Here is a 22,241-nt window from a genome sequence, read left to right as displayed (position 1 = left end):
GGGCCGGGCGGGACCATGGAAAGGATGACCACTACACGAGAACAGTTCGAGCAGCGGCTCGCCGCACTGCGCGATCCCTGGATCACGCGCAGGCAGGTGAGTGAGCTGGCCGGTGTCTCGGAGAAGACGGTCCGCACCTGGGTGGCCGAAGGAGTCCTCGGCCCGTCCACGATCCGCACGGGCCCGCACAACACCCAACTCATCGAGCGCGCGGCCGTCGCGGCCCTGATCCGCCGCAACCTCTTCGAACCGAAGGACGGCACCGGCGTACTGCGCACCGGCCCACGGCTGGCCGCCGAGCCCCGGCGACTGAGCCACGCCCCCGGCGAGCAATGGGGGTGGGCCGACATCGCCCGGCGGCGCGGGGTGACACCGGGCGCCGTCAGCAACCTCGCCAAGTCCTACGAGAACCATCCGGTCAGGCCGTTCCCCCGCGCCGTAGGACGCAAGCGCGACGCGGCGGCCGTGGCCGACTGGTTCCTCTGGTACGACACCGAGCGCCCCGGATACGCGACGCGGCGCGCGGACGGACGCGTCCCGAAGGTGGTCGCCCGACTGGAGGCGGCCCTGACCGGCCCGGAGGACTTGACCACGACGAGGCTCGCCTGCGAACTGGGAGTCACCCACACCGTGGCACGGGCCTATCTCGCCGAAGCGGCAAGGCAGTTGATGCCCCGTCACGGGCTGATCGCCCGCAGCGACATCGCGGAACTCCTGCTCCGGTCCGGCCACGACGGCACCGCCGAGCAGCGCCGCGAACGGGTCAGCACCCTGCTGCGCCGCAAGGACGCCCCGCGCAGACACATCACGGTCGGCGGCACCGACTACTACAAGCGGGCCGCGATCGACCGCCTGCTGTCGTCGGCGGGCGAGCACTGACCGACCTGACCGACCCGGCCCGGTGTCTCAGCGGAAGAGGCCGACGTTCTCGGCGGCCCACTGCTCGAACGGCCTGGCCGGAGACCCGGTGACCCAGGAGACCGTGTCACGCACCGCCAGCAGCTCGTCATTGACGTCCCCGCTCATGACGTCGAGCACCGCCTCGGCGGCCTCGGCCCCGAAGACCTCGGCCATCCGGGCGTGCGCCTCCTGCCGGCCGATCCCGATGAAGGGCACCTCCCGGCCGAGCGCCGCCGCGATGGCCTCGACCTGCTGCCGGGGAGTCACCGGCCGCGGACCGGTGAGGGTGTACGTCCGCCCCTGGTGGCCGGGCCGGGTCAGCGCCACCCGGGCCACGGACGCGATGTCCGCGGGGTGGATCGTGGGCAGCCCGGTGTCCGGGTACGGCGCGCGGACGGGCTCACCGGCGCGGATCGACGCCGCCCACATCAGCGCGTTCGAGGCGAACTGCGTCGGCCGCAGAATCGTCCAGGCCATGCCGCTGTCCTTGAGCAGCCGTTCGACCGCCAGGTTCTCCCCGGCGGGGCCCAGCCGCGGATGGGTCTGAACCGTGATGGACGACACCAGCACCACGTGCTCCACACCCGCCCGCCGGGCGGCCCCGAGGAGGTCGGCATCCGGCCCGAGACGCGACACGAGGAACAGTGAACTCACCCCGCGCAGAGCGGACTTCACGGACTCCGGCGCCGCGAAGTCACCTTCGGCGGCCTCGACCCCCGCGGGGAACGCGGCCCGTGCGGCGTCGCGGGTGAACGCCCTCAGCGGCCCCGCGCCACAGCCGTGCAACTCCCTCAGCAAAGCACTTCCGATGTTTCCGGTGGCTCCGGTCACGAGGATCATGAGCGTGTTCTCCCGCCGTCGTTGATCAACTCGACGACACGCTAGAAGCTCAATCATGCTTGAGGTCAAGGGGCGCCCGCCCCCCCCCTTGCCGCACGCCCCCTGCGAACTTCCGACAACTTCCGCCAACTTCCGCGAACAAATCCGCCCGGCCGCGCATCGGACCTTGTGTACGGCACCGGAGGACGGCACAGGGCGCACACCGCGACCCGGGCCGCGGAGCAGGAGTGGAGCACGATCACCGTGAACGAGCAGCAGAACACCACCACCGACCAGGCCGGCCCCGCCAAGCCCCGGCACCGCGCCGAGCGCCGCTTCGGGCGTACGGTGATGGGTCTGGCCGCCGTCGCCGGGCTGGGGCTCTCGGCCTGGGCGACCACCGCCAACGCCGCGACCACCACGAGCGCCGCGAAGGCCACGCCGACCTGCTCCGCCGGGGCGCTCAAGGCCACGTTCGGCCGCCAACTCGCGGGCGGCATGAACCACCAGGGCGTCGTCATCACCCTGCGCAACCTCAGCGGCAGGACCTGCGCGCTGCGCGGCTACCCCGGCCTGGGCCTGGAGAACTCCGCCCACAAGAAGCTCACGGCCCACACCCACTGGGGCAACACCTGGTACGCGCACAACCCCGGCAAGAAGACCCTCACCCTCAAGGACGGCCAGAGCGCCGAGGCCGTCGTCGCCTGGACCCACGCCAACACGGGCACGTCGGGGGCGGTCCGTGCCTCGTTCCTGGAGATCACCCCGCCCGGTTCCACCCAGCACAAGACGCTGGCCTTCCCCCAGTGGGTCGACCACGGCGACCTGTCGGTCACCGCGCTGGCCAGGCACATCACCGTCAACGACTGACCCGCGCCGACGGCGGTCAGACGACGGCCGACCGCACCGTCAGCGTTCCCTCGGCCGTGTCGATGGTCGCCCGCGTGCCGAGCGGAACGGTCGGCGGATGCGGGCCGTGCCCGGCCGGGAGCCCGCCGAGGACGGGAACGCCCAGGCGGGTCAGCCGGTCACGCAGGATGTCCGCGATGCCCCATCCCCCGAGGCGCGCGTCGCCGGCATCCCGCTCGAAGCCGATGAACTGGCCGAGCGCGACACCGCGCAGACCCTCCAGCGCCCCGGCCCGGGTCAGTTGGGTCAGCGCGCGGTCGACCTCCCCGAGCCCTGTTCCCCGCTGGTGTTCGAGGAAGAGGATCGCCCCGTCGAGACTCGGCAGCCCGGCGCCTGTCTCGGTGCGGATCGCGTCGAGGTTGCCGCCGACCAGGACACCGGTCGCGGTGCCCTCGACGGTGACGGCGGCCGTGGCTTCGCCGCTGTCCCGGTGGAGGACGACGGGCTCGGTGGTCATCAGGGCCCGGCGGACCGCGTCGGCCGACGCGGACCCGCGTCCGTCGTCGCCCGCGTCGGGGAAGGGCCCGTGCAGACAGGCCAGTCGGCAGCGGGCCCACAGCGCGAGGTGGAGGTGGGTGATGTCGCTGAAGCCGACCACCGGTTTCGGGTCACGGCGCAGCGCGTCGGTGTCGAGGTCGTCGACGACGCGGTAGGTGCCCTTGCCGCCCATGGCGGCGAACACCGCGCGGACCCCCGGATCACGGAACGCGGAGTTGAGGTCGGCGACCCGGTCCTCATCCCGCCCGGCCATGTATCCCCACTGGTCGAAGACATGCTCGCCCACCTCGGGCCGCAGCCCCCATGCCGTCAACTGCTCGACGCCACGGGCGACATGCTCGCGTCCGGGGGGACAGGCCGGGGCGACGATCCGCACCCGGTCGCCCGGTCGCAACCGCGGCGCTCTCAAGGTCGGGAGGTTGCCGGAGGTGTCCATACGGCGATCTTCCCCCGTACGCGGGGCCGGAACTCCCGTACCCCTCACGGGAGTTCCGGCCCCGCCCCGCTCAACAGCTCGTCTTGCCCGTGTAGATCGCGAGGGCCGTGTTGGAGCCCAGGGTCGCGGTGAACTGTCCGCTGGAGTTCACGGTCACCGACGTGTTGTTCTGGACGTTGCAGTACGTGCCCGCGGCCAGCGAGGTCTGGTACGTCTGGGTCAGCGAGTACGACTCGTGGTTGATGGCCACGTAGCCCTTGCTGCCCCGCCCGAAGCCGATCGCGTCGTTGCCGTCGTCCCACCAGTTGGTGAGGGACTGGCCGCTGGTGGCGTTGCGGAAGGCGACCATGGACTTGATCTCCGGCCAGGCGTGCTGGCACTTCCAGCCGTCCTGCCAACAGGCGGTCACCGCACCGTTGTTGGGCGGTCCGGCGTCCGTGTCCGACCACTCGTAGCCGGAGTTGATGTCCGGGGCGCCGTAGGGGTAGGCGAGCATGAAGACGTTGGCCAGCGTGTAGTTGGCGCCGTCCTTGTAGTTCAACGTGCTGCCGTTGCGCTCGGTGTCGTGGTTGTCGACGAAGACTCCGGCGACCGAACTGCTCATGTACCCCCAGCCCTCCCCGTAGTTCTTCAGGTAGGCGAGGTTCTCGTTGTTGAAGACGCGCTTGAGGTCGTAGGCGTAGCGGAACTCCTGGACGTCCCCGTTGCCGGTGTACTCGGTGGGCTGGACGGCCTCGCCGCTGCCGTAGATGACCTCCTGCTTCCAGTACACCGACGGATTGCTCAGCCGGGACTTGATGTTCGCGAGGTCGGTCGCCGGGATGTGCTTGGCCGCGTCGATGCGGAAGCCGTCGGCGCCGTAGCCGAGGAGGCTGTTCATGTAACCGGCGATGGTGGCGCGGACGTACTCCTCGCCGGTGTCCAGGTCGGCGAGGCCGACGAGTTCGCAGTTCTGGACGTTGGCGCGGTTGGTGTAGTCGCTGATCGTCGCCGTGCAGTCGTCCATGTCGTACGAGGAGTACAGGCCGGGGTAGTTGTACTTCGTGTACGACGAACCGCCGGTGCCGGTGCCGCTGCCCGCCGACATGTGGTTGATGACGGTGTCGACGACGACCTTCACGCCCGCCGCGTGGCAGGTGTTGATCATGTTCTGGAAGGCGGTCGCGTCGCCGAGCCGTCCGGCGATCTTGTAGCTCACCGGCTGGTACGACGTCCACCACTGCGAGCCCTGTATGTGCTCGGCGGGCGGGGAGACCTGGACGAAGCCGTAACCGGCCGGGCCGAGGGTGTTGGTGCACTCCTTGGCGACCGAGGCGAAGTTCCACTCGAAGAGGACTGCGGTGACGTCCTTGGTGCCGGGCGGGGAGGCGTGTGCGGTGCCGGGCACCAGGACCGCCGTGGCGGCGGCGAGGGCGAAGGCGCCTGCAAGTGATCTGCTGCTGGCCATGTGGGGTTCCTTCTCCGTTGAAGGCACTTGAAGGTTCTTGCTGAAATCCCGTGGAAACCTTGCGGTGGCCAGATGTTAAAGGCCCGCCGCCCAAAAGGGCAGCGGGCCGTGTGAAGTTGCTGCAAGAACTTCCCGTGGCGGAGCGGCAGTTACGGGGTGGTGGTCCACCAGACCGTCGTGTCGGCGGGCAGCTTCGCCTCGCCGTCCGCCTCGGTCACCTCACCGCTGGCGAGCAGCGGGCGGCCGTACGCCGACGTCGTCACCGACTCCCCGCTCGTGTTCGCGACACACACGAACTCCCCCCGCCGGAAGGCGAGTACGCCCTCCGGCGCCCGCAGCCACTCCACCGAGTCGCCCGCGCCGAGATCGGGCTGGGTACGGCGGGCGGCGAGCGCGGCCCGGTACAGCTCCAGCGTCGAACCGGCCGTCCCCGTCTGCGCCTCGATGCTCAACTCGCCCCAGCCGTCCGGCTGCGGCAGCCAACTCCCGCCGTTCCCGAAGCCGTACGACGATCCGGTGCGCGTCCACGGGATCGGCACCCGGCACCCGTCACGGAACCCGTCCTGGCCCGCGCCCCTGAAGTAGGCGGGGTCCTGGCGCACTTCGTCCGACAGGTCGACGACATCAGGCAGCCCGAGTTCCTCGCCCTGGTAGATGTACGCCGAGCCGGGCAGCGCCAGCATCAGCAGCGTCGCCGCGCGGGCCCGGCGCAGGCCCAGTTCCCGGTCCCCGGCGGTACGGATCTGGGTGCCGAGGCCGGGCGGGTTGGCGAACCGGGTGGCGTGCCGGGTGACGTCGTGGTTGGACAGCACCCAGGTCGCGGGGGCACCGACGGGACGCATGGCCTCCAAGGTCCGGTCGATGACCGTACGGAGTTCCGCCGCATCCCAATCGGTCGCCAGATACTGGAAGTTGAAGGCCTGGTGGAGCTCGTCCGGGCGGACGTAGTTGGCCGTCCGCTCCACGGTCGGGGTCCACGCCTCGGCGACGAAGATGCGCTCGCCCGCGTACTCGTCGAGGACCAGGCGCCACTGCCGGTAGATGTCGTGCACGCCGTCCTGGTCGAAGAACGGCATGACATCGTTGCCCAGCAGCTTGACCTGGTCGTGCGAGCCGAGGTCGGGCAGCCCCTCCGCCTTCACCAGCCCATGGGCGACGTCGATCCGGAAACCGTCGACGCCGATGTCCAGCCAGAACCGGAGCACGGACCTGAACTCGTCGCCCACCGCCGGGTGTTCCCAGTTGAAGTCGGGCTGCTCGGGCGCGAAGAGGTGCAAGTACCACTCCCCGTCCGCGACTTGGGTCCAGGCCGGCCCGCCGAAGATGGACTCCCAGTCGTTGGGCGGGAGTTCGCCGTGCTCGCCCTTGCCCGGGCGGAAGTGATAGCGCTCCCGCAGCGGCGAGCCGGGGCCTTCCCGCAACGCCCGCTTGAACCACTCGTGTTGGTCGGAGGAGTGGTTGGGGACGAGGTCGACGATGACACGCAGATCGAGGCCATGGACGTCACGGATCAGCGCGTCGGCGTCGAGGAGACTGCCGAACATCGGGTCCACGGCACGGTAGTCGGCGACGTCGTAGCCAGCGTCCGCCTGCGGCGAGGCGTAGAACGGGCTGAGCCAGACGGCGTCGACACCGAGGTCACGCAGATAAGGGAGTCGGGAGCGTACGCCCTCCAGGTCCCCCATGCCGTCACCGTTGCTGTCGGCGAAACTGCGCGGATAGACCTGGTAGATGACCGCGTCCCGCCACCAGTCGCCGCGCTTGGCTTTGGCGGAGTTCGGTGCGGGGGCGATGGCCGAGTGCTGCTGGGTCATGGCGTCCTTGGTACGTAACGGGAGTGTGGGGCGAGGCGGTCGTGATGACAGCGGGGTCGGATGGACACCACGACCGCCCCGGGTTGGGGGGTTTGGGGGGCACGCCCCCCAAAAGGGGCGCGGGGAACTGCGCGACCAGCCACGACGGCGCAGCAGACAAAAGACGAACCGTCAGCCCTTCGTGCCACCCGCGGTAAGCCCAGTAACCAAGTTCTTCTGCACGAGATAGAAGAACGCGGCCACAGGTATCGCGATCAGCACAGCCGTCGCGGCCATCAGATTCCGCTGTGCGTCGTGCTCGCTCACGAACGTCTGCAACCCGACCGCGAACGTGTACTTCGTGTCGGACAGCATGAACGTGGACGCGAACGCGACCTCGCCGAAAGCCGTGAGGAAGCTGTAGAACGCGGCGACCGCCAGGCCCGGTTTGGCGAGCGGCAGGATCAGTCGCGCGAACGTGCCGAAGGGGTTCAGCCCGTCGACGCGTCCGGCCTCGTCGATCTCGAACGGGATCGTGTCGAAGTAGCCCTTCAGCAGCCATGCGCAGTAGGGCACCGTGGTCGAGCAGTAGACGAGGATGAGACCAAGGTAGCTGTCGATCAGCTGGAGGTCCGCCAGGATCTGGTACATCGGGACGATGAGTACCGCGATCGGGAACATCTGGGTGACCAGGAGGACCCACATGAACTTCCGGTAGCCGGGGAAACGCATCCGCGAGACGGCGTAGCCGGTGGTCGCGGCGATCGTCACACCGATGAACGACGTGCCGAGCGAGACGATCATCGAACTCTTCAACCAGTCGAAGAACTCGGTGTGTTGGAGCACGAACGAGTAGTTGCCGAACGTCATCTTCTTCCAGATGCCGGCCGGGTGGAGGTAGTCGTCCGCGTCCGGGCCCAGCGAGAGGAAGACCAGCCAGGCGATCGGGAAGAGCGCTATCAGGCTCGCGACGATCAGGATGCCGTGCGAGGCGAGGGCGCCGGAGCGGCTCAACTCGCCCCGGCGGCGCGCCCGTTGGGGCGTGGTGTCGGTCGTGCTGCGCATGGGGGCTCCTGTCTCAGATCGCGAGCTGTTGGTCATTGCGGTTCAGCCAGCGGCGGTAGAAGGAGGTGAAGACGATCAGGATGGCCAGCAGCAGGATGCCGTAGGCGGCCGACTGGGCGAAGTCACGCGGCTGTTGGCCGAAGCCGAGGTAGTACGACCAGGTGACGAGGATCGAGGCGTCGGGGGCCGTGTTGCCGAACAGCAGGAAGATGACGGCGAACTGGTTGAACGTCCAGATGACACCGAGGAGTACGACGGTGGAGCTGACCGACCTGAGGCCCGGGAGGGTGACGTAGCGGAAGCGCTGCCAGGGGCCCGCGCCGTCCATCTCGGCGGCCTCGTAGAGCGAGGCGTCGATGGACTGGAGTCCGCCGAGCATGGAGACCATCATGAACGGCACCCCGCACCAGGTGTTGACCATGATCGCGGCGAACCGCTGCCAGAACGTGCTTTCCAGCCAGTCGGGTTGGGGCAGGTGCAGGGTGTGCAGCGCGGTGTTGATGATGCCACCGTCGGCGAGCATGAAACGCCAGCCGAACACGGTGACGAAGGTGGGGACGGCCCACGGCAGGATCAACAGGAGCCGGTACAGGGTGCGTCCGCGCAGCTTCTGGTTGAGCAGCAGGGCGAGGGCCAGGCCGATCGTGTAGTGCAGGGTGACGCAGACCGCGGTCCAGACGATCGTCCAGATGAAGTGCGACCAGAAGCGGTCGTACGAGGTCGGGCCGAACAGGATGTCCTTGTAGTTGTCGAACCCGATGAACTTGTAGGTGGCGTCGATGTGGTTGACGCCGATCGTGCGCGCGGTGTTGAGGCTGTTGGCGTCGGTGAGCGTCAAGTAGAGGCCGTACACCAGGGGGTAGAGCACGAGGACGCCGAGCACGACGACCACGGGGATGATCATCGCGTACGCGTACCAGTGCTTCTGGTAGCCGGACTTGAGGCGTTGGCCGGGCCCGGGGCGGGGCGCCCGGTCACCGTGGCGCTTGCCGGTCGCGCGATCGATGGAGACTGTCACATCGACTGTCATGGTTCGTTCGACACCTTCTGGAAGTTCAGGAGTTGGTCCTGCCGGGCCTGCGCGCAGGCCGATGGCCGCCGGATCCGTCCCCCAAGCTGCTGCTCGCGGATCCGACGGCCGTACGGGGCTACTTGCTGAAGTCCGGGACCAGCTTGGCGATCGCCAACTCGGCGTTGCCCAGGCCCTTGTCGAGGGACTCCTTGCCGCCGGCGACCTTGGGCAGCTCGGTGTCCAGCGGACCCCACAGCGAGCTGTACTCGGCGAGGGCCGGGCGTGGCTGGGCGGCACCGAGGACGCCCTGGAAGCCGGCGATGCCCGGGTCGGCCTTGACGGCGGCGGTGTAGGCGTCGTCGCGGGTCGGCAGCGTCGAGTTCTTCAGCGCGATCGTCGACTGGGAGGCGGCCGAGGTCATGAAGTTGAGGAACTTCAAAGACGCCTTCTGGTGCGCGGAGTCCGAGCCGGCGTAGACCGACAGGTTGTGACCGCCGGTCGGGGCACCGGACTTGCCGGTGGAGCCGGCCGGGATCTGCGCGATGCCGAGGTTGGACTTGTCCGTGAAGGCCGAGCCCTTGTAGAAGTTCGTGATCTCCCAGGGGCCCTGGATGATCGCCGCGACCTTGCCGTTGACGAACGCGTCCTGGATGTGGGCGTAGGCGTCGGCGGTGGTGTCGGCCTTGTGCAGGCCGGTGCCGGAGAACAGGCTCAGCCAGGTGCCGTAGGCCTTCTTCGCGGCGGCGGAGTCCACGGTGATCTTCTTGGCGGCGGCGTCGACGGTGTCGGTGCCCTCGCCGTAGAGGAAGGTCTGCGCGTAGTAGGCCTGGGTGGAGCCCCAGTAGCCGTCGACCTTGGCCTTCGCCTTGATCTTCGCCGCGTCGGTCTTCAACTCGTCCCAGGTGGTGGGCGCTTGGGTGATCCCGGCCTGCGCGAAGAGCGCCTTGTTGTAGACGAGGGCGAGGGTGTCGGTGACCAGCGGCACGCCGTACGTCTTGCCGTCGTACTGGGCCTGCGTGATCAGGTTCGGCTTGAACTTGGCCTGGTCGGCGAGGGCTTCGGTGCCGTCGAGCGGCAGGAAGTAGCCCTTCTTCGCGAAGGCGGGGGTCCAGCCGACCTCCGAACGCAGCACGTCCGGGGCGCCCTTGGAGCCGGCGGCGGTGTCGAACTTGTTCTGCGCCTGGTCGAAGGGCACGTTGACGTACTTGACCTTGATGTTCTTGTTGGCGGCCTCGAACTTGGCGACCAGGGCCTTGTATGTCGGTGCCTCATTGGTGGCGTTGGAGGTGTCCCACCAGGTGATGGTGACCGGCCCGTCCGACTTGCCGCTGTCACTGTCGCTGCCGCCGCAGGCCGTCGCCGCGAGGGCGAGGGACGCCACCAGAGCGGTGGCCGCTATGCCACGCCGCATGAGTTCTCCTTGAGGGTGAAAGCCCGTGTGCCGCAGGGGGCGGGCCCGTCCGCCGCCCCTGTGACTCGCCGACCGCTCCTTCGCCGCCGCCGGGCGTCGCCGAACGTAACAGCGATGCAAGCGTTGCGAAAGTCCTTGCTGCAAAAAACTGCAAGACGGCTGGAGAGTTACTCGCCCGTGACCTCTCCTCGACCCTCGCGCAACCCAGTGTTGATGCGGCTGAGCGGGCAATGGGACACTTGTGCAAGACTCTGCAAGCACTTGCCGCATGTCGTACGTTGACCAGAACACGAGGGATCGCGATGACGCAGCAACCCGCAGCGCGCCGACGGCCGGTACAGTCCACTCCCGTGACCACACGGCTTGCCGACATCGCCGCCCAGGCGGGGGTGAGCGAAGCGACCGTCAGCCGCGTCCTCAACGGCAAGCCTGGCGTCGCCGCCACCACCCGCCAGTCCGTCCTCGCCGCCCTCGACGTGCTCGGCTACGAACGTCCGGTACGGCTGCGGCAGCGCAGCGAGGGCCTGGTCGGTCTCATCACGCCGGAGCTGGAGAACCCGATATTCCCCGCCCTGGCGCAGGTCATAGGGCAGGCGCTGACCCGGCAGGGCTACACCCCGGTGCTCGCCACCCAGACCCCGGGCGGGTCCACGGAGGACGAGCTGACCGAGATGCTCGTCGACCGCGGGGTGGCCGGCATCATCTTCGTCTCCGGACTGCACGCGGACACCTCCGCGGACATGCAGCGCTACGAGCAACTGCGGGCGCAGGGCGTGCCGTTCGTGCTCGTGGACGGCTTCTCGCCGAAGGTGCAGGCGCCGTTCATCTCCCCCGACGACCGCGCGGCGATGACCCTCGCCGTCACCCACCTCGTCTCACTCGGCCACACCCGCATCGGTCTGGCGCTGGGGCCGAAGCGCTTCGTACCCGTACAACGCAAGATCGAGGGCTTCGTCCGCGCGATGCAGGACCAACTGGCCCTGACCGCCGAGGACGTGGAGACGCGGCTCGTCCAGCACTCGCTGTACACGCTGGAGGGCGGGCAGGCTGCCGCCGCCGCGCTGATCGACCGCGACTGCACGGCGATCGTGTGCGCGAGCGACATGATGGCGCTCGGCGCGATACGGGCGGCCCGGCAGCGGGGTCTGGCGGTGCCGCGGGAGGTCTCGGTGGTGGGCTTCGACGACTCCCCGCTGATCGCGTTCACCGACCCGCCGCTGACCACGATCCGCAAGCCGGTACCGGCGATGGGGCAGGCGGCGGTGCGGACGTTGCTTGAGGAGATCGGCGGGACGCCCGCGCCGCACAGTGAGTTCGTGTTCATGCCGGAACTGGTGGTACGGGGTTCAACGGCTTCGGCGCCCGGGGAACGGAATCGTCCCTAAGGGGGAGAAACCGCGGCGGTTTCCAGTGCGCTGGTAGTAGTACGGGGACTCTTCTCGTCGTAGAACATGCGAGCCGGACCCGACCAAGGGATGATCGGTCGCGGAAGCCTTTTCTGGCAGACTTTGTGTCTATGGGTGAGACCACCGTGACGACATTGGAAGGCCGTGAAGAAGCCGTTCCGAGCCCCGTCGCGGACGCCGCGGGGCAACGTTTTCTGCGCCGGTTGCGGACGCCGCGCCGGCCCCGGCTGTGGTTCGAGATCCTGCTGATCGCGGTGAGTTACTGGACGTACTCACAGATCCGCAACGCGGTTCCGGAACAGCGGACCGAGGCACTGCGCAACGCCGACTGGCTGTGGCGTATGGAGAACCACCTCGGCATCGCCGTCGAGCAGTCGGTCAACCACGCCGTGAACTCGGTGACTTGGCTGATCGTCGGCATGAACTACTACTACGCCACACTGCACTTCGTGGTGACGCTCGGTGTCCTGGTGTGGCTGTACCGCAGTCATCCGGGCCGGTACGCGGCGACCCGCCTGGTCCTCTTCGCGACCACCGCGGTGGCCCTGGTCGGCTACTACTTCTTCCCGCTGGCCCCGCCCCGCCTGATGAACGGCGGCCACTTCGTCGACACCGTCATGGTCCACCAGACCTGGGGTTCGATGGCCTCCGGCGACCTGAAGCACATGTCGAACCAGTACGCCGCGATGCCGTCCATGCACATCGGCTGGTCCCTGTGGTGCGGCCTGACGATCTTCGCCCTGGCGAAACTCCCCTGGGTCCGAATCCTCGGCCTCCTCTACCCGGCGGCCACCCTCATGGTCATCGTCTCCACGGCCAACCACTTCTGGCTCGACGCGGTCGGCGGCATGCTCTGCCTCGCCTTCGGCTTCACGGTCTCCCGCGTCTGGTACGGCGCCTTCCCGTACGCCTTGCCTCGTACGGTGGCGGTACGGGGAGCGGACGGGCTCCCGCTGCCGACGAAGGCCTAGCTGCCGACTGCCGACTGCCGACAAGGCCTAGTCGACGGTTGCGGCCGCCGCGTCCCGCAGCGCCCGCAGAAACGCCCGCAGAGCCGGCTGTGGCGGTGCCGTCTCGCGGACGGCCGCGTGGATGGTCCGCACCGGCTCCGGATCCCGTACTACCCGTACGACCGCGTCCGGATGGCGGCTGCCCAGCCCCAGCCGGGGAATCAGGGTCACCCCGAGGCCCGCCGCGACGAAGCCCTGCGCGGTCGCGTAGTCCTCACTCTCGACCGCGAACTTCGGCCGGAACCCCGCCGCCGCGCACGCGCCGAGCTGGGCGTCGAGGCACGGCCCCGGCCACTCGCTCCCGACCCACGCCTCCTCGGCCAGCTCCCGCAGCTCCACACTCCGCCGCGCGGCCAGCCGGTGCCCCTTGGGCAGCACGGCGAGATACGGATCATCGAGCAGCTTCACCAGCCGTACGCCGCCGGGATCGGCGGGACCTGCGGAGGCAGCGGAGGCAGCGGAGGCGGAGCCTGCGGAGGCGCCCACGACCAGCGCGACATCCGCCCGCCCCTCCTTCACCTCCGGCAGCGGATCCTCGGGGTCGGTCAGCTTCAACTCCAGCCGCACTCCCGGGTGTTCGGCGCGGAGCCGGGCCACGGCGGGGGCGACCAGAGCGGCGCCGGCCGTGGCGAAGTAGCGGACCGTGAGCTGTCCGGTGCGCCCGGCCACCAGGTCCGCCAACGCCGTCTCCGCCTCGGCGACCTGCCGGCCGATCGCGTCCGCGTACCCGGTGAGCAGCAGCCCGGCCGCCGTGGGCCGCACCCCGCGCCCCACCCGCTCCAGCAGCGCGGTCCCGGCCTCCTTCTCCAGCGCGCCGATCTGCTGGCTGACGGCGGACGGCGTGTAGCCGAGCCGGGCCGCCGCCGCGGTCACCGACCCGCTGTCCACCACGGCCCGCAGCACCTGCATGCGTCGCACATCAAGCATGTAGGAGAGGTTAACAGTGGCTGTAGAATCCTTCGCTTGTGCTGAAAGGTCGGGCTGTCCGACCGTGGACCCATGCAGCCCGCCTCGACACTCCGCATGGCCGCGCTCGCCCTCCTGTGGGGTTCGGGCTTCCTGTGGATCAAACTCGCCCTGGACCACGGCCTTTCCCCCGCCCAGATCACCATCACCCGCTGCGCCCTGGGCACACTGGTCCTGCTGGCCCTGGCCCGCGCGGCCGGCCAGCGCCTGCCCCGCGACCGCGCCACCTGGGGCCGGCTCGCGGTGGCCGCCCTCTTCTGCAACGCCATCCCGTTCGCCCTGTTCAGTGTGGGCGAGCAGACCGTCGACTCCGGGATCGCGGGCGTCCTGAACGCCACAACTCCCTTGTGGTCCCTGCTGATCGGCATCGCGCTGGGCACCGACCGCGGCCTCGGCCGGGCCCGCCTCACCGGCCTTCTGCTCGGCTTCGCGGGTACGGTCCTGATCTTCGCCCCGTGGCAGCGCTCGGGCCTGGCCAGTTGGGGCGCGCTCGCCCTGCTGGCCGCCGCCGCGAGCTACGCCGTGGCCTTCGCCTACATGGCCCGCAAACTCACCAGCGGCCAGGCGCCGTTGGCGGTCTCGGCGGCCCAGTTGATGGCGGCGACGGCTTGGACGACCCTGGGGCTGCCCGCCGCCGGTTCTCTGCACCCCGACCTCACGGCCCTCCTCGCGGTGACCGCCCTCGGCGTCCTGGGCACCGGTGTGACCTTCTATCTCAACTACCGCCTGATCGCCGACGAGGGCGCGACGAGCGCGGCAACGGTCGGTTACCTGCTGCCAGTTGTGTCGGTGTCGCTGGGGGCGGTGCTGCTGGACGAGAGGGTGGGGTTGCGGGTGGTGGCGGGGATGGCGGTGGTCCTGGTGGGCGTAGCCCTGACAAGACACCGCTCAGCGAAGGCTTTCAGGGGCGCGGGGCCGTCACATGTACGGCTCCGCCGCGCGGGCGCGCCCAGCCCCCACGCACCCGCAGCCAACGAACAACCTTCCTAGGCCCCGTAGAACAACACATCCACCACACCCCGAGCCCGCCGAGTAGTCCGCCGATAGTCATCGAGCATGTCCCCCACATGCCCCGGCCCATACCCCAAGTACCGCCCCACAGCGGCCAGTTCACGCGGATCAGAGGGAAACGTGTCCCCCGCCCGCCCCCTCACCAGCATCACCGCGTTACGAACCCGCGTGGCCAACACCCACGCCTCGTCCAGCGTCGAAGCATCCTCGGCAGAAATGAGTTCGGCAGCGCAAGCCGCGGCAAGGGCCCCCCGCGTACGAGTCGTCCGCAACCCCGACTCGACCCACCCGTGCCGCAACTGCATGAGCTGCACGGTCCATTCGACGTCGGAGAGCCCCCCACGCCCCAGCTTGGTGTGCAGCGTCGGGTCCGCGCCGCGAGGCAACCGCTCGGACTCCATACGGGCCTTGAGCCGCCGGATCTCCCGTACGGCGTCGTCGCCGAGTCCCTCGGCCGGATACCGCAGCGGATCGATCAGCTCGATGAACCGGCGGCCCAACTCCTCGTCCCCGGCCACGGGTTCGGCCCGCAGCAGCGCCTGCGACTCCCAGACCAGGGACCACCGGCGGTAGTACGCCTCGTAGGAGTTCAACGACCGTACGAGCGGCCCCGACTTGCCCTCGGGACGCAGATCCGCGTCGATCAGCAACGGCGGGTCGGAGCTGGCGACTTGAAGCAGCCGCCGCATCTCGGAGACGACCTTGTTGGCCGCCTCGGAGGCCTCGCGCTCGGGCACGCCCTCGCGGGGTTCGTGCACGAACAGGACGTCCGCGTCGGAGCCGTAGCCCAGTTCGTGGCCGCCGAAGCGGCCCATGCCGATGACGGCGAAGCGGGTGGGGAGGGTGTCGCCCCAGCCCTCGCGCACGACCGCGCGCAGCGTGCCGGCGAGGGTCGCCGCGGTGAGGTCGGAGACGGCGCCGCCGACCCGGTCGACGAGCGCGCCCTGGTCGGCCTCGACGGGCTGCGTCTCGGTGCCGTAGGAGCCGACGATGTCGAAGGCGGCCGTACGGAAGAGTTCGCGGCGGCGGACGCCGCGGGCGAAGGTGACGGCCTGGACGGCGTCGTCGGCGCGGCCGACCGCGGCCAGTATCTCCTGGTCCAGGTGGGCGCGTTCGCGGGGTTCGAGGCCGCTGCCGCCGTCGCCGTCACCGAGCAGGGCGACCGCTTCGGGGGCGCGCATGAGGAGGTCGGGGGCGAGGCGGCCGGCGGAGAGGACGCGGGCGAGGTTCTCGGCGGCTGCGCCCTCGTCCCTCAACAGCCGTAGGTACCAAGGGGTTTTGCCGAGCGCGTCGGAGACCTTGCGGAAGTTGAGGAGGCCCGCGTCGGGGTCGGCGGAGTCGGCGAACCAGCCCAACAGGACGGGAAGCAGGGTGCGTTGGATGGCGGCCTTGCGGGTGACGCCGGAGGCGAGGGCCTCGATGTGGCGCAGGGCCGCGGCCGGGTCTACGTAGCCGAGGGCCACCAGGCGTTCGCGGGCCGCCTGGGCGCTCAACCTGGTCTCGCCGGGGGCGAGTTGGGCGACCGCGTCGAGGAGCGGACGGTAGAAGAGCTTCTCGTGCAGGCGTCGTACGACCGTCGCGTGGCGCTTCCACTCGCGGTTCAGCTCGGCGACCGGGTCGGTGCGCAGGCCCATCGAGCGGCCGAGGCGGCGCTGGTCGGTCTCCTCGACGGGGACCAGGTGGGTGCGGCGCAACCGGTAGAGCTGGATGCGGTGTTCCATCGTGCGGAGGAAACGGTAGGCGTCGTCTAGGCGGGCGGCGTCCTCGCGGCCGACGTAGCCGCCGGCGGCGAGGGCCTGGAGCGCGACGAGCGTGGTGCCGCTGCGCAGCGAGAGGTCGGCGCGGCCGTGCACCAACTGAAGGAGCTGGACGGCGAATTCGACATCGCGGAGGCCGCCGGGGGCGAGCTTCAGTTCGCGGTCGATCTCGGCGGCGGGGATGTTCTCGACAACCCGGCGGCGCATCTTCTGCACGTCGGTGACGAAGTTCTCGCGCTCGGCCGCCTTCCACACGAGGGGTTCGAGGGCGGTGACGTACTCGTGCCCGAGTGCGAGGTCGCCGGCCACCGCGCGGGCCTTGAGCAAGGCCTGGAACTCCCAAGTCTTCGCCCAGCGCTGGTAGTAGGCGAGGTGGCTGGCGAGGGTGCGGACCAGGGGGCCGTTGCGGCCCTCGGGGCGGAGGTTGGCGTCGACGGGCCAGATGGAGCCCTCGACGGTGGTCTCGGAGCAGATCCGCATCATGTGCGCGGCGAGCTTGGTGGCGGCGCGGAGCGCCTTGCCCTCGTCGGCGCCGTCGACCGCCTCGCCGACGAAGATGACGTCGACGTCGGAGACGTAGTTCAGCTCGTGGCCGCCGCACTTGCCCATCGCGATCACCGCGAGCCGGCACAGCGCGGCGTCGTCGGGTGCGGCGGCGCCCGCGATGGCGAGGGCGGCGCGCAGGGTGGCGGTGGCGAGGTCGGCGAGTTCGGCGGCGGTCTGCGCGAGGTCGGTGGTGCCGCACACATCGCGGGCGGCGATCGAGAGCAGGCAGCGGCGGTAGGCGACGCGGAGGGCGACGGGATCGGTGGCTTCCGCCAGCCCGCGTTCGAACTCCTCCACCCCGGGGTGGAGGTCGCGGGGCTCGTACATGACGAGGGCGTGCCAGTCGCGCGGATGCCGGGCGAGATGGTCGCCGAGGGCGGCGGAGGCGCCGAGCACACCGAGCAGCCGGTCCCGTAGGGGTTTCGCCGCGATCAGCGTGTCCGTCAGCTCGCGGCGCGCGGTGGGCTCGGGCTGCGCCTCCAGGAGTCGTACGAGACCCTGAAGGGCGAGGTCGGGGTCGGCGGTGGCGCCCAGCGCTTCCAGCAGGACCGGGTCGTTCCTTATCGGCGCCAGCTCCGCGCTCTCCAGGAGCCGCTCGGCGGCCGAGGGATCGGTGAAACCGTGCCGCAGCAGTCGCGAGAAGGTGCTGCTCCTGCGCCCCGGCGCCGTCATCCTCGGCCTCCCTCAGCTCGGATCAAGGTCGTGACCTCCCGAGCCTAACCGCAGGTGCGGGCGGGGGCGCCGGGGCGTGCGGCGATGAGTTCCGGAGGGGGACGGGGTCTCCAGTAGGGGACGACCGACAACTCAGGGAGAAGCCGATGACCGACAAGGAACCGCGTACCCGTCTCGACCCCCGCTACAGCGACCCGGCGGCCACCGCGACCGACTGGGCCACGGCCGAGGCGCGGCTCGACGCGGCCGAACTGTTCTGGATCTCGACGGTACGGCCGGACGGGCGGCCGCATGTGACGCCCCTGCCCGCGGTGTGGGCGGACAGGGCGCTGCACTTCTGCACCGGCCCCGAGGAGCGCAAGGCCCGCAACCTCGCCGAGAACCCGCACGTCGTACTGACGACCGGCACGAGCACCTGGGACGAGGGGTACGACCTGGTCGTCGAGGGTGCGGCGGTGCGGGTCGTGGACGAGAACCGGTTGCGGGTGCTGGCCGCCGCGTGGGAGGCGAAGTACGGCAGTTTCTGGCACTTCGAGGTGCGGGACGAGGCCTTCCAGCACGGTGGCGGATACGCGTTCGTCTTCGCTGTGGCGCCGTGCACGGTTTTCGGCTTCGGTAAGGGGGAGCCGTTCAGCCAGACGCGGTGGCGGTTCGAGTGACGCGCCCGACAAAGGTGCCTGAAGACGCACCTGAAAACGTGCCTGAAAACGTGCCTGAAGACGTGCCTGAGGACGTGCCTGACAAAGGAGTCAAGCCATGGACATGACCCTCGAAGTGATCCTGCTGCCCGTCTCGGACGTGGACCGGGCCAAGGCGTTCTACCAGGACAAGGTCGGCTTCCACGTCGATCTCGACGGTGAGGTGATGGAGGGCGTGCGGATCGTGCAGCTCACGCCGCCGGGGTCCGGGTGTTCCATCGCCCTCGTGGACGGCTTGCAGATCCCGACCGGGACGCCGCAACCGGGGACGTACCACGGCATGCAGTTGTGCGTGACGGACGCGAAGGCGGCCTACGACGAACTGACCGCGCGGGGGCTTGAGGTGAGCGAGCCGGTGCAGTTCGCGCCGCAGGACGGGGCGACGTTCATGTACTTCAAGGACCCGGACGGGAACGGCTGGGCGATCCAGGAGTACCGGAAGCGGGCCACCGAGCCGCTGCATCAGGTGCTGGCTCAACTGGCGGCGGGAGAGCAGTAGTTCACCACTTCTTCATCCAGCGGGTTGGGCGAGGTGGGATGCGGGCATTTTGGCGTGTGCATGCTCGATGCGCACCATCACCCCCGTCCTCCTCCCCCCCACCCCGGAGGTTGAAGTGTCCGGCACTTCCGTGTACCGCCGCAGCCGCGCCGTCGCGGCGTCCGCGCTCGCCTTCTCGGCAGCCGCCGTCGGGGTCTGGACCGGTTTCGGCACCGCCTCGACCGCGCACGCCGCGACCGTGGTGCCGACCCCGGACCACGTCGTCGTCGTGGTGATGGAGAACCACGCCTACAGCCAGGTCATCGGCTCCTCCAGTGCCCCCTACATCAACTCGCTCGCGACCGGCGGCGCCGCCCTCACCCAGTCGTACGGGATCACCCACCCGAGCCAGCCGAACTACTTCGCGCTGTTCTCCGGCTCCACCCAGGGCATCACCAGCGACAGTTGCTACACGGCGGGCTTCTCCTCGGCCGCGAACCTCGCCTCCGAGGTGACGGCGGCGGGCGGCACCTGGGCCAGCTACAACGAGACGCTGCCGAGCCAGGGTTCGACGACATGCAGCAGCGGCAACTACGCGCGTAAGCACAACCCGTGGTTCGGTTTCTCCAACGTCGCGACGTCGACGGCGAAGACCTTCGCGCAGTTCCCCACGGACTACACGACGCTCCCCGACATCTCCTTCGTGACCCCCAACCTGTGCAGCGACATGCACGACTGCTCGGTGGCGACCGGTGACACCTGGCTGAAGAACAACCTTGGCGCGTACGCGACTTGGGCCAAGACGCACAACAGCCTCCTCGTCGTCACCTTCGACGAGGACAACCTGCTCAGCGGCAACCGCATCCCGACGGTCCTCTACGGCCAGCCGGTGACGGCGGGTTCGACGTCCTCGACCACGTACAACCACTACAACCTGCTGCGGACCCTGGAGGACTCCCAGGGCCTGTCCACCCACGCGGGCAACGCGGCCTCGGCCGCCGACATCACCGGCATCTGGGCGTCCTGAGATGTACGTGGCGGACAGCCGCGCCAACGCTGCCCCGAGTGCCGGGGGTACTACGGGTACTACGGGTACTACGGGTACTACGGGTACTACGGCGCGGGTGTCCGCGGGCGTCGCCCCTACGGTGCTGGCGCTCGGCGCGGTCAGCCTGATCACCGACGTGTCGTCAGAGATGGTGACCGCGGTGCTGCCGCTGTACCTGGTGACGGGCCTCGGCCTGTCACCGCTCGGCTTCGGTCTCCTGGACGGCATCTACAACGGTTTCTCGGCACTCGTCCGGCTGGCCGGCGGCCACCTCGCCGACCGGGGCGGCGGCCGCCACAAGTGGGTCGCGGGCGTGGGCTACGCCGTCTCCGCGGCCTGCAAGCTGCTCCTCCTCCTGGCCCACACCCTCACCCCCATCGGCCTGATCCTGGCCGCCGACCGCACCGGCAAGGGCCTGCGCACGGCACCGCGCGACGCGCTGATCTCCCTCTCCTCCACCCCGGAGAACCGGGGTCGTGCCTTCGGCGTACACCGCGCGATGGACACGGCGGGCGCGCTGCTCGGCCCGCTGGTGGCGTTCCTGATCCTGCGGGCGACGGTCGACGGGTACGACGCGGTGTTCACGGTGAGTTTCTGCGTGGCGGTGGTCGGAGTCCTGGTGCTGGTGCTGTTCGTCCCGGGCGGCCGGGCATGGGCGCCGACACCGACACCGACACCGATATCGACACCGACATCGACACCGACGCCTTCGAGCCGCCCCACCCTCCGCGCCGCCTTCGCCCTCCTCGCCCGCCGCGACCTGCGCCGTATCACCGTCTGCGCGCTGCTCCTGGGCCTGGCGACGGTGAGCGACTCCTTCGTGTACCTGCTCCTGCAACGCCGCCTCGGCGTCCCCGACCGCTGGTTCGCCCTGCTCCCCCTGGGCACGGCGGCGGCTTTCCTGCTGCTCGCCGTACCTCTGGGCCGCCTCGCGGACCGCGTCGGCCGCTGGCGGGTGTTCCTGTCCGGCCACGGCGCCCTCCTCACGGCGTACGCCTTGCTGCTGACGTCCTGGCACGGCACGGCCCTCCCCTACGCCGTCCTCCTCCTGCACGGCGGTTTCTACGCGGCGACCGACGGCGTACTGATGGCGGCGGCCTCGGACAGCGTGCCGGAGGAGCTGCGCTCGTCGGGCCTGGCGCTGGTGCAGACGGGCCAGGCGGCGGCGCGGTTCGTGTGCTCGCTGGGCTTCGGGGCGGCGTGGACGCTGTGGGGCGACCGTACGGCGCTCATGGCGTCGGCGGCGGCACTGACGGTCTGCGCGGTGTTCGCCCTGAGACTCCACCCCGGCCGATCAGTCCTGGAGCCTGCCCGATGACCCTGCGCAACCGCGTCCTGATCCTCGCCACGGCGATCGTCCTGCTGGCGGGGATCGCCGTCGCCTCGGTACTCCACGCGTCGGCGCGTGCCGGGCAGCGGGACCAGGTCCAGCCCGGCGGCCCACAGGTCACCGCGGGCCGGGTCACCCTGACCACCCCCGCCCGCATGGTGTTCCGCAACATGGCCTGGGGCCCGCACCGGGACGAACTCACCACGGTCCCGGCCGCCGACCCCTCCGGCCCACGCACCGCCTCCGGCCTCAAGTGCCTCCGCTTCTACGCCAGTTCGGGCACGGGAGTCTGTCTCCAGGCGGTCCACGGCACGGTCACGGACACCTACCGCGCGCTGATCCTCGACGCCCGCCTCAAGGTGCGGGCCCGCTACGACGTCCCCGGCATCCCCTCCCGGGCCCGCGTCTCCCCCACGGGCCACTTCGCGGCCTGGACGGCATTCGTCGGCGGCGACTCGTACGCGGGCACGAACTTCTCCACGCGCGCGGCGATCGTCGACACCAGGACGGGCCGACTGACCCCGTCCCTGGAGTCGTTCCGCATCCTCAAGGACGGTCACGTCTACCACGCGGCCGACGTCAACTTCTGGGGCGTGACCTTCGCGGCGGACGACCGCACGTTCTACGCGACGCTGGCGACAAAGGGCAGCACGTACCTGGTCAGGGGCGACCTGAAGGCGCACACGGTCACCACGATCCACACGAACGTCGAATGCCCGTCCCTGTCGCCGGACGGCACGAGGATCGCCTTCAAGAAACGGGTGAAGGGCCTTCCGAAGGACGCTCCTTGGCATCTGTACGTGCTCAACCTCCGCACGATGCAGGAGACTTCGCTGGCCGAACCCCGCAGCGTGGACGACCAGGCGGTGTGGCACGACGACCACACGATCGTCTACGCCATGCCCGGCGACTACGGGGCGGATCTGTACGCGGTGCCGGCGGACGGGACGGGGAAGGCTCGGCGGATCAGCACGGCGGCGGTGTCTCCCGCGTTTGTGAAATAGGGCGAACCTGGCCGGGTTGGCGGCC

At 69.8% G+C, this 22,241-nt stretch carries 19 protein-coding genes; 10 read left to right on the top strand and 9 right to left on the bottom strand.

Features of this window, described 5'->3' with window-relative positions:
- Positions 1 to 24: 24 nt before the first annotated feature.
- Positions 25 to 879 (top strand): hypothetical protein, encoded by an 855-nt coding sequence (locus ACWIHT_RS37460; protein WP_456172915.1) that lies wholly within the window; start codon positions 25 to 27, stop codon positions 877 to 879.
- A gap of 27 nt (positions 880 to 906) precedes the next feature.
- On the opposite strand, the gene ACWIHT_RS37455 is transcribed toward ACWIHT_RS37460, so the two are convergent.
- Complete coding sequence (locus tag ACWIHT_RS37455) at positions 907 to 1,740, bottom strand: NAD(P)H-binding protein (protein ID WP_456172913.1); 834 nt, start codon at positions 1,738 to 1,740, stop codon at positions 907 to 909.
- A gap of 243 nt (positions 1,741 to 1,983) precedes the next feature.
- Between ACWIHT_RS37455 and ACWIHT_RS37450 the strand changes: the two genes are divergently transcribed.
- Complete coding sequence (locus ACWIHT_RS37450; RefSeq protein ID WP_456172912.1) at positions 1,984 to 2,589, top strand: DUF4232 domain-containing protein; 606 nt, start codon at positions 1,984 to 1,986, stop codon at positions 2,587 to 2,589.
- A 16-nt stretch (positions 2,590 to 2,605) separates the two neighbouring features.
- Here the strand turns inward: ACWIHT_RS37450 and ACWIHT_RS37445 are convergent, their stop codons facing one another.
- From ACWIHT_RS37445 to ACWIHT_RS37420, 6 genes are all read right to left on the bottom strand, one after another.
- Entirely contained in the window at positions 2,606 to 3,562 is a 957-nt protein-coding gene (locus tag ACWIHT_RS37445) for a S66 peptidase family protein (RefSeq protein ID WP_456172911.1), read from the bottom strand.
- Positions 3,563 to 3,632: 70 nt separating this feature from the next.
- Positions 3,633 to 5,009, bottom strand: coding sequence for an alpha-amylase (locus ACWIHT_RS37440; RefSeq protein WP_456172909.1), 1,377 nt, complete (start codon positions 5,007 to 5,009; stop codon positions 3,633 to 3,635).
- Between the two features lie 149 nt (positions 5,010 to 5,158).
- Positions 5,159 to 6,823 carry a glycoside hydrolase family 13 protein gene (locus ACWIHT_RS37435; RefSeq protein ID WP_456172908.1) on the bottom strand — a complete coding sequence of 555 codons (1,665 nt, stop codon included), beginning with the start codon at positions 6,821 to 6,823 and terminating at the stop codon, positions 5,159 to 5,161.
- Between the two features lie 171 nt (positions 6,824 to 6,994).
- Positions 6,995 to 7,867 carry a sugar ABC transporter permease gene (locus ACWIHT_RS37430; protein WP_456172906.1) on the bottom strand — a complete coding sequence of 291 codons (873 nt, stop codon included), beginning with the start codon at positions 7,865 to 7,867 and terminating at the stop codon, positions 6,995 to 6,997.
- 13 nt (positions 7,868 to 7,880) lie between these two features.
- Positions 7,881 to 8,885 (bottom strand): carbohydrate ABC transporter permease, encoded by a 1,005-nt coding sequence (locus tag ACWIHT_RS37425; RefSeq protein ID WP_456173010.1) that lies wholly within the window; start codon positions 8,883 to 8,885, stop codon positions 7,881 to 7,883.
- A gap of 130 nt (positions 8,886 to 9,015) precedes the next feature.
- Positions 9,016 to 10,290 carry an extracellular solute-binding protein gene (locus tag ACWIHT_RS37420; protein ID WP_456172904.1) on the bottom strand — a complete coding sequence of 425 codons (1,275 nt, stop codon included), beginning with the start codon at positions 10,288 to 10,290 and terminating at the stop codon, positions 9,016 to 9,018.
- A gap of 350 nt (positions 10,291 to 10,640) precedes the next feature.
- Here ACWIHT_RS37420 and ACWIHT_RS37415 point away from each other — a divergent pair, with 350 nt between their 5' ends.
- Positions 10,641 to 11,675 (top strand): LacI family DNA-binding transcriptional regulator, encoded by a 1,035-nt coding sequence (locus tag ACWIHT_RS37415; protein WP_307783319.1) that lies wholly within the window; start codon positions 10,641 to 10,643, stop codon positions 11,673 to 11,675.
- 131 nt (positions 11,676 to 11,806) lie between these two features.
- Positions 11,807 to 12,667 (top strand): phosphatase PAP2 family protein, encoded by an 861-nt coding sequence (locus ACWIHT_RS37410; protein WP_456172903.1) that lies wholly within the window; start codon positions 11,807 to 11,809, stop codon positions 12,665 to 12,667.
- A 27-nt stretch (positions 12,668 to 12,694) separates the two neighbouring features.
- On the opposite strand, the gene ACWIHT_RS37405 is transcribed toward ACWIHT_RS37410, so the two are convergent.
- Entirely contained in the window at positions 12,695 to 13,633 is a 939-nt protein-coding gene (locus tag ACWIHT_RS37405; RefSeq protein WP_456172902.1) for a LysR family transcriptional regulator, read from the bottom strand.
- Between the two features lie 72 nt (positions 13,634 to 13,705).
- Between ACWIHT_RS37405 and ACWIHT_RS37400 the strand changes: the two genes are divergently transcribed.
- The gene (locus ACWIHT_RS37400) at positions 13,706 to 14,662 is read left to right on the top strand and encodes a DMT family transporter (protein ID WP_456172901.1); all 957 of its coding nucleotides are present in this window, start codon (positions 13,706 to 13,708) and stop codon (positions 14,660 to 14,662) included.
- On the opposite strand, the gene ACWIHT_RS37395 is transcribed toward ACWIHT_RS37400, so the two are convergent.
- Complete coding sequence (locus ACWIHT_RS37395) at positions 14,659 to 17,658, bottom strand: bifunctional [glutamine synthetase] adenylyltransferase/[glutamine synthetase]-adenylyl-L-tyrosine phosphorylase (protein ID WP_456172900.1); 3,000 nt, start codon at positions 17,656 to 17,658, stop codon at positions 14,659 to 14,661. The genes ACWIHT_RS37400 and ACWIHT_RS37395 overlap by 4 nt on opposite strands.
- A gap of 146 nt (positions 17,659 to 17,804) precedes the next feature.
- Here ACWIHT_RS37395 and ACWIHT_RS37390 point away from each other — a divergent pair, with 146 nt between their 5' ends.
- From ACWIHT_RS37390 to ACWIHT_RS37370, 5 genes are all read left to right on the top strand, one after another.
- Complete coding sequence (locus ACWIHT_RS37390; protein ID WP_456172899.1) at positions 17,805 to 18,317, top strand: pyridoxamine 5'-phosphate oxidase family protein; 513 nt, start codon at positions 17,805 to 17,807, stop codon at positions 18,315 to 18,317.
- A 97-nt stretch (positions 18,318 to 18,414) separates the two neighbouring features.
- A complete protein-coding gene (locus ACWIHT_RS37385) occupies positions 18,415 to 18,855 on the top strand; it encodes a VOC family protein (RefSeq protein WP_456172898.1) in 441 nt (146 codons plus the stop codon).
- Positions 18,856 to 18,970: 115 nt separating this feature from the next.
- Positions 18,971 to 19,861: an alkaline phosphatase family protein gene (locus tag ACWIHT_RS37380; protein WP_456172897.1), complete on the top strand. Its 891-nt coding sequence runs from the start codon at positions 18,971 to 18,973 to the stop codon at positions 19,859 to 19,861.
- Between the two features lies 1 nt (position 19,862).
- The gene (locus tag ACWIHT_RS37375) at positions 19,863 to 21,200 is read left to right on the top strand and encodes an MFS transporter (RefSeq protein WP_456172896.1); all 1,338 of its coding nucleotides are present in this window, start codon (positions 19,863 to 19,865) and stop codon (positions 21,198 to 21,200) included.
- Positions 21,197 to 22,216 (top strand): TolB family protein, encoded by a 1,020-nt coding sequence (locus ACWIHT_RS37370; protein ID WP_456172895.1) that lies wholly within the window; start codon positions 21,197 to 21,199, stop codon positions 22,214 to 22,216. Before ACWIHT_RS37375 ends, ACWIHT_RS37370 begins: the two co-directional genes overlap by 4 nt.
- Positions 22,217 to 22,241: the final 25 nt, after the last annotated feature.

The organism is Streptomyces sp. NPDC002276, from assembly GCF_053891435.1.
This window is presented reverse-complemented; position numbering and strand designations above follow the sequence as displayed.

Excerpts from the sequence above, each read along its gene's own strand:
- ACWIHT_RS37430 (WP_456172906.1), bottom strand. The coding sequence starts at position 7,867 with ATGCGCAGCACGACCGACACCACGCCCCAACGGGCGCGCCGCCGGGGC.
- ACWIHT_RS37400 (WP_456172901.1), top strand. The coding sequence starts at position 13,706 with ATGCAGCCCGCCTCGACACTCCGCATGGCCGCGCTCGCCCTCCTGTGG.
- ACWIHT_RS37375 (WP_456172896.1), top strand. The coding sequence starts at position 19,863 with ATGTACGTGGCGGACAGCCGCGCCAACGCTGCCCCGAGTGCCGGGGGT.
- ACWIHT_RS37395 (WP_456172900.1), bottom strand. The coding sequence starts at position 17,658 with ATGACGGCGCCGGGGCGCAGGAGCAGCACCTTCTCGCGACTGCTGCGG.
- ACWIHT_RS37410 (WP_456172903.1), top strand. The coding sequence starts at position 11,807 with ATGGGTGAGACCACCGTGACGACATTGGAAGGCCGTGAAGAAGCCGTT.
- ACWIHT_RS37370 (WP_456172895.1), top strand. The coding sequence starts at position 21,197 with ATGACCCTGCGCAACCGCGTCCTGATCCTCGCCACGGCGATCGTCCTG.
- ACWIHT_RS37440 (WP_456172909.1), bottom strand. The coding sequence starts at position 5,009 with ATGGCCAGCAGCAGATCACTTGCAGGCGCCTTCGCCCTCGCCGCCGCC.
- ACWIHT_RS37460 (WP_456172915.1), top strand. The coding sequence starts at position 25 with ATGACCACTACACGAGAACAGTTCGAGCAGCGGCTCGCCGCACTGCGC.
- ACWIHT_RS37455 (WP_456172913.1), bottom strand. The coding sequence starts at position 1,740 with ATGATCCTCGTGACCGGAGCCACCGGAAACATCGGAAGTGCTTTGCTG.
- ACWIHT_RS37390 (WP_456172899.1), top strand. The coding sequence starts at position 17,805 with ATGACCGACAAGGAACCGCGTACCCGTCTCGACCCCCGCTACAGCGAC.
- ACWIHT_RS37405 (WP_456172902.1), bottom strand. The coding sequence starts at position 13,633 with ATGCTTGATGTGCGACGCATGCAGGTGCTGCGGGCCGTGGTGGACAGC.
- ACWIHT_RS37445 (WP_456172911.1), bottom strand. The coding sequence starts at position 3,562 with ATGGACACCTCCGGCAACCTCCCGACCTTGAGAGCGCCGCGGTTGCGA.
- ACWIHT_RS37420 (WP_456172904.1), bottom strand. The coding sequence starts at position 10,290 with ATGCGGCGTGGCATAGCGGCCACCGCTCTGGTGGCGTCCCTCGCCCTC.
- ACWIHT_RS37435 (WP_456172908.1), bottom strand. The coding sequence starts at position 6,823 with ATGACCCAGCAGCACTCGGCCATCGCCCCCGCACCGAACTCCGCCAAA.
- ACWIHT_RS37385 (WP_456172898.1), top strand. The coding sequence starts at position 18,415 with ATGGACATGACCCTCGAAGTGATCCTGCTGCCCGTCTCGGACGTGGAC.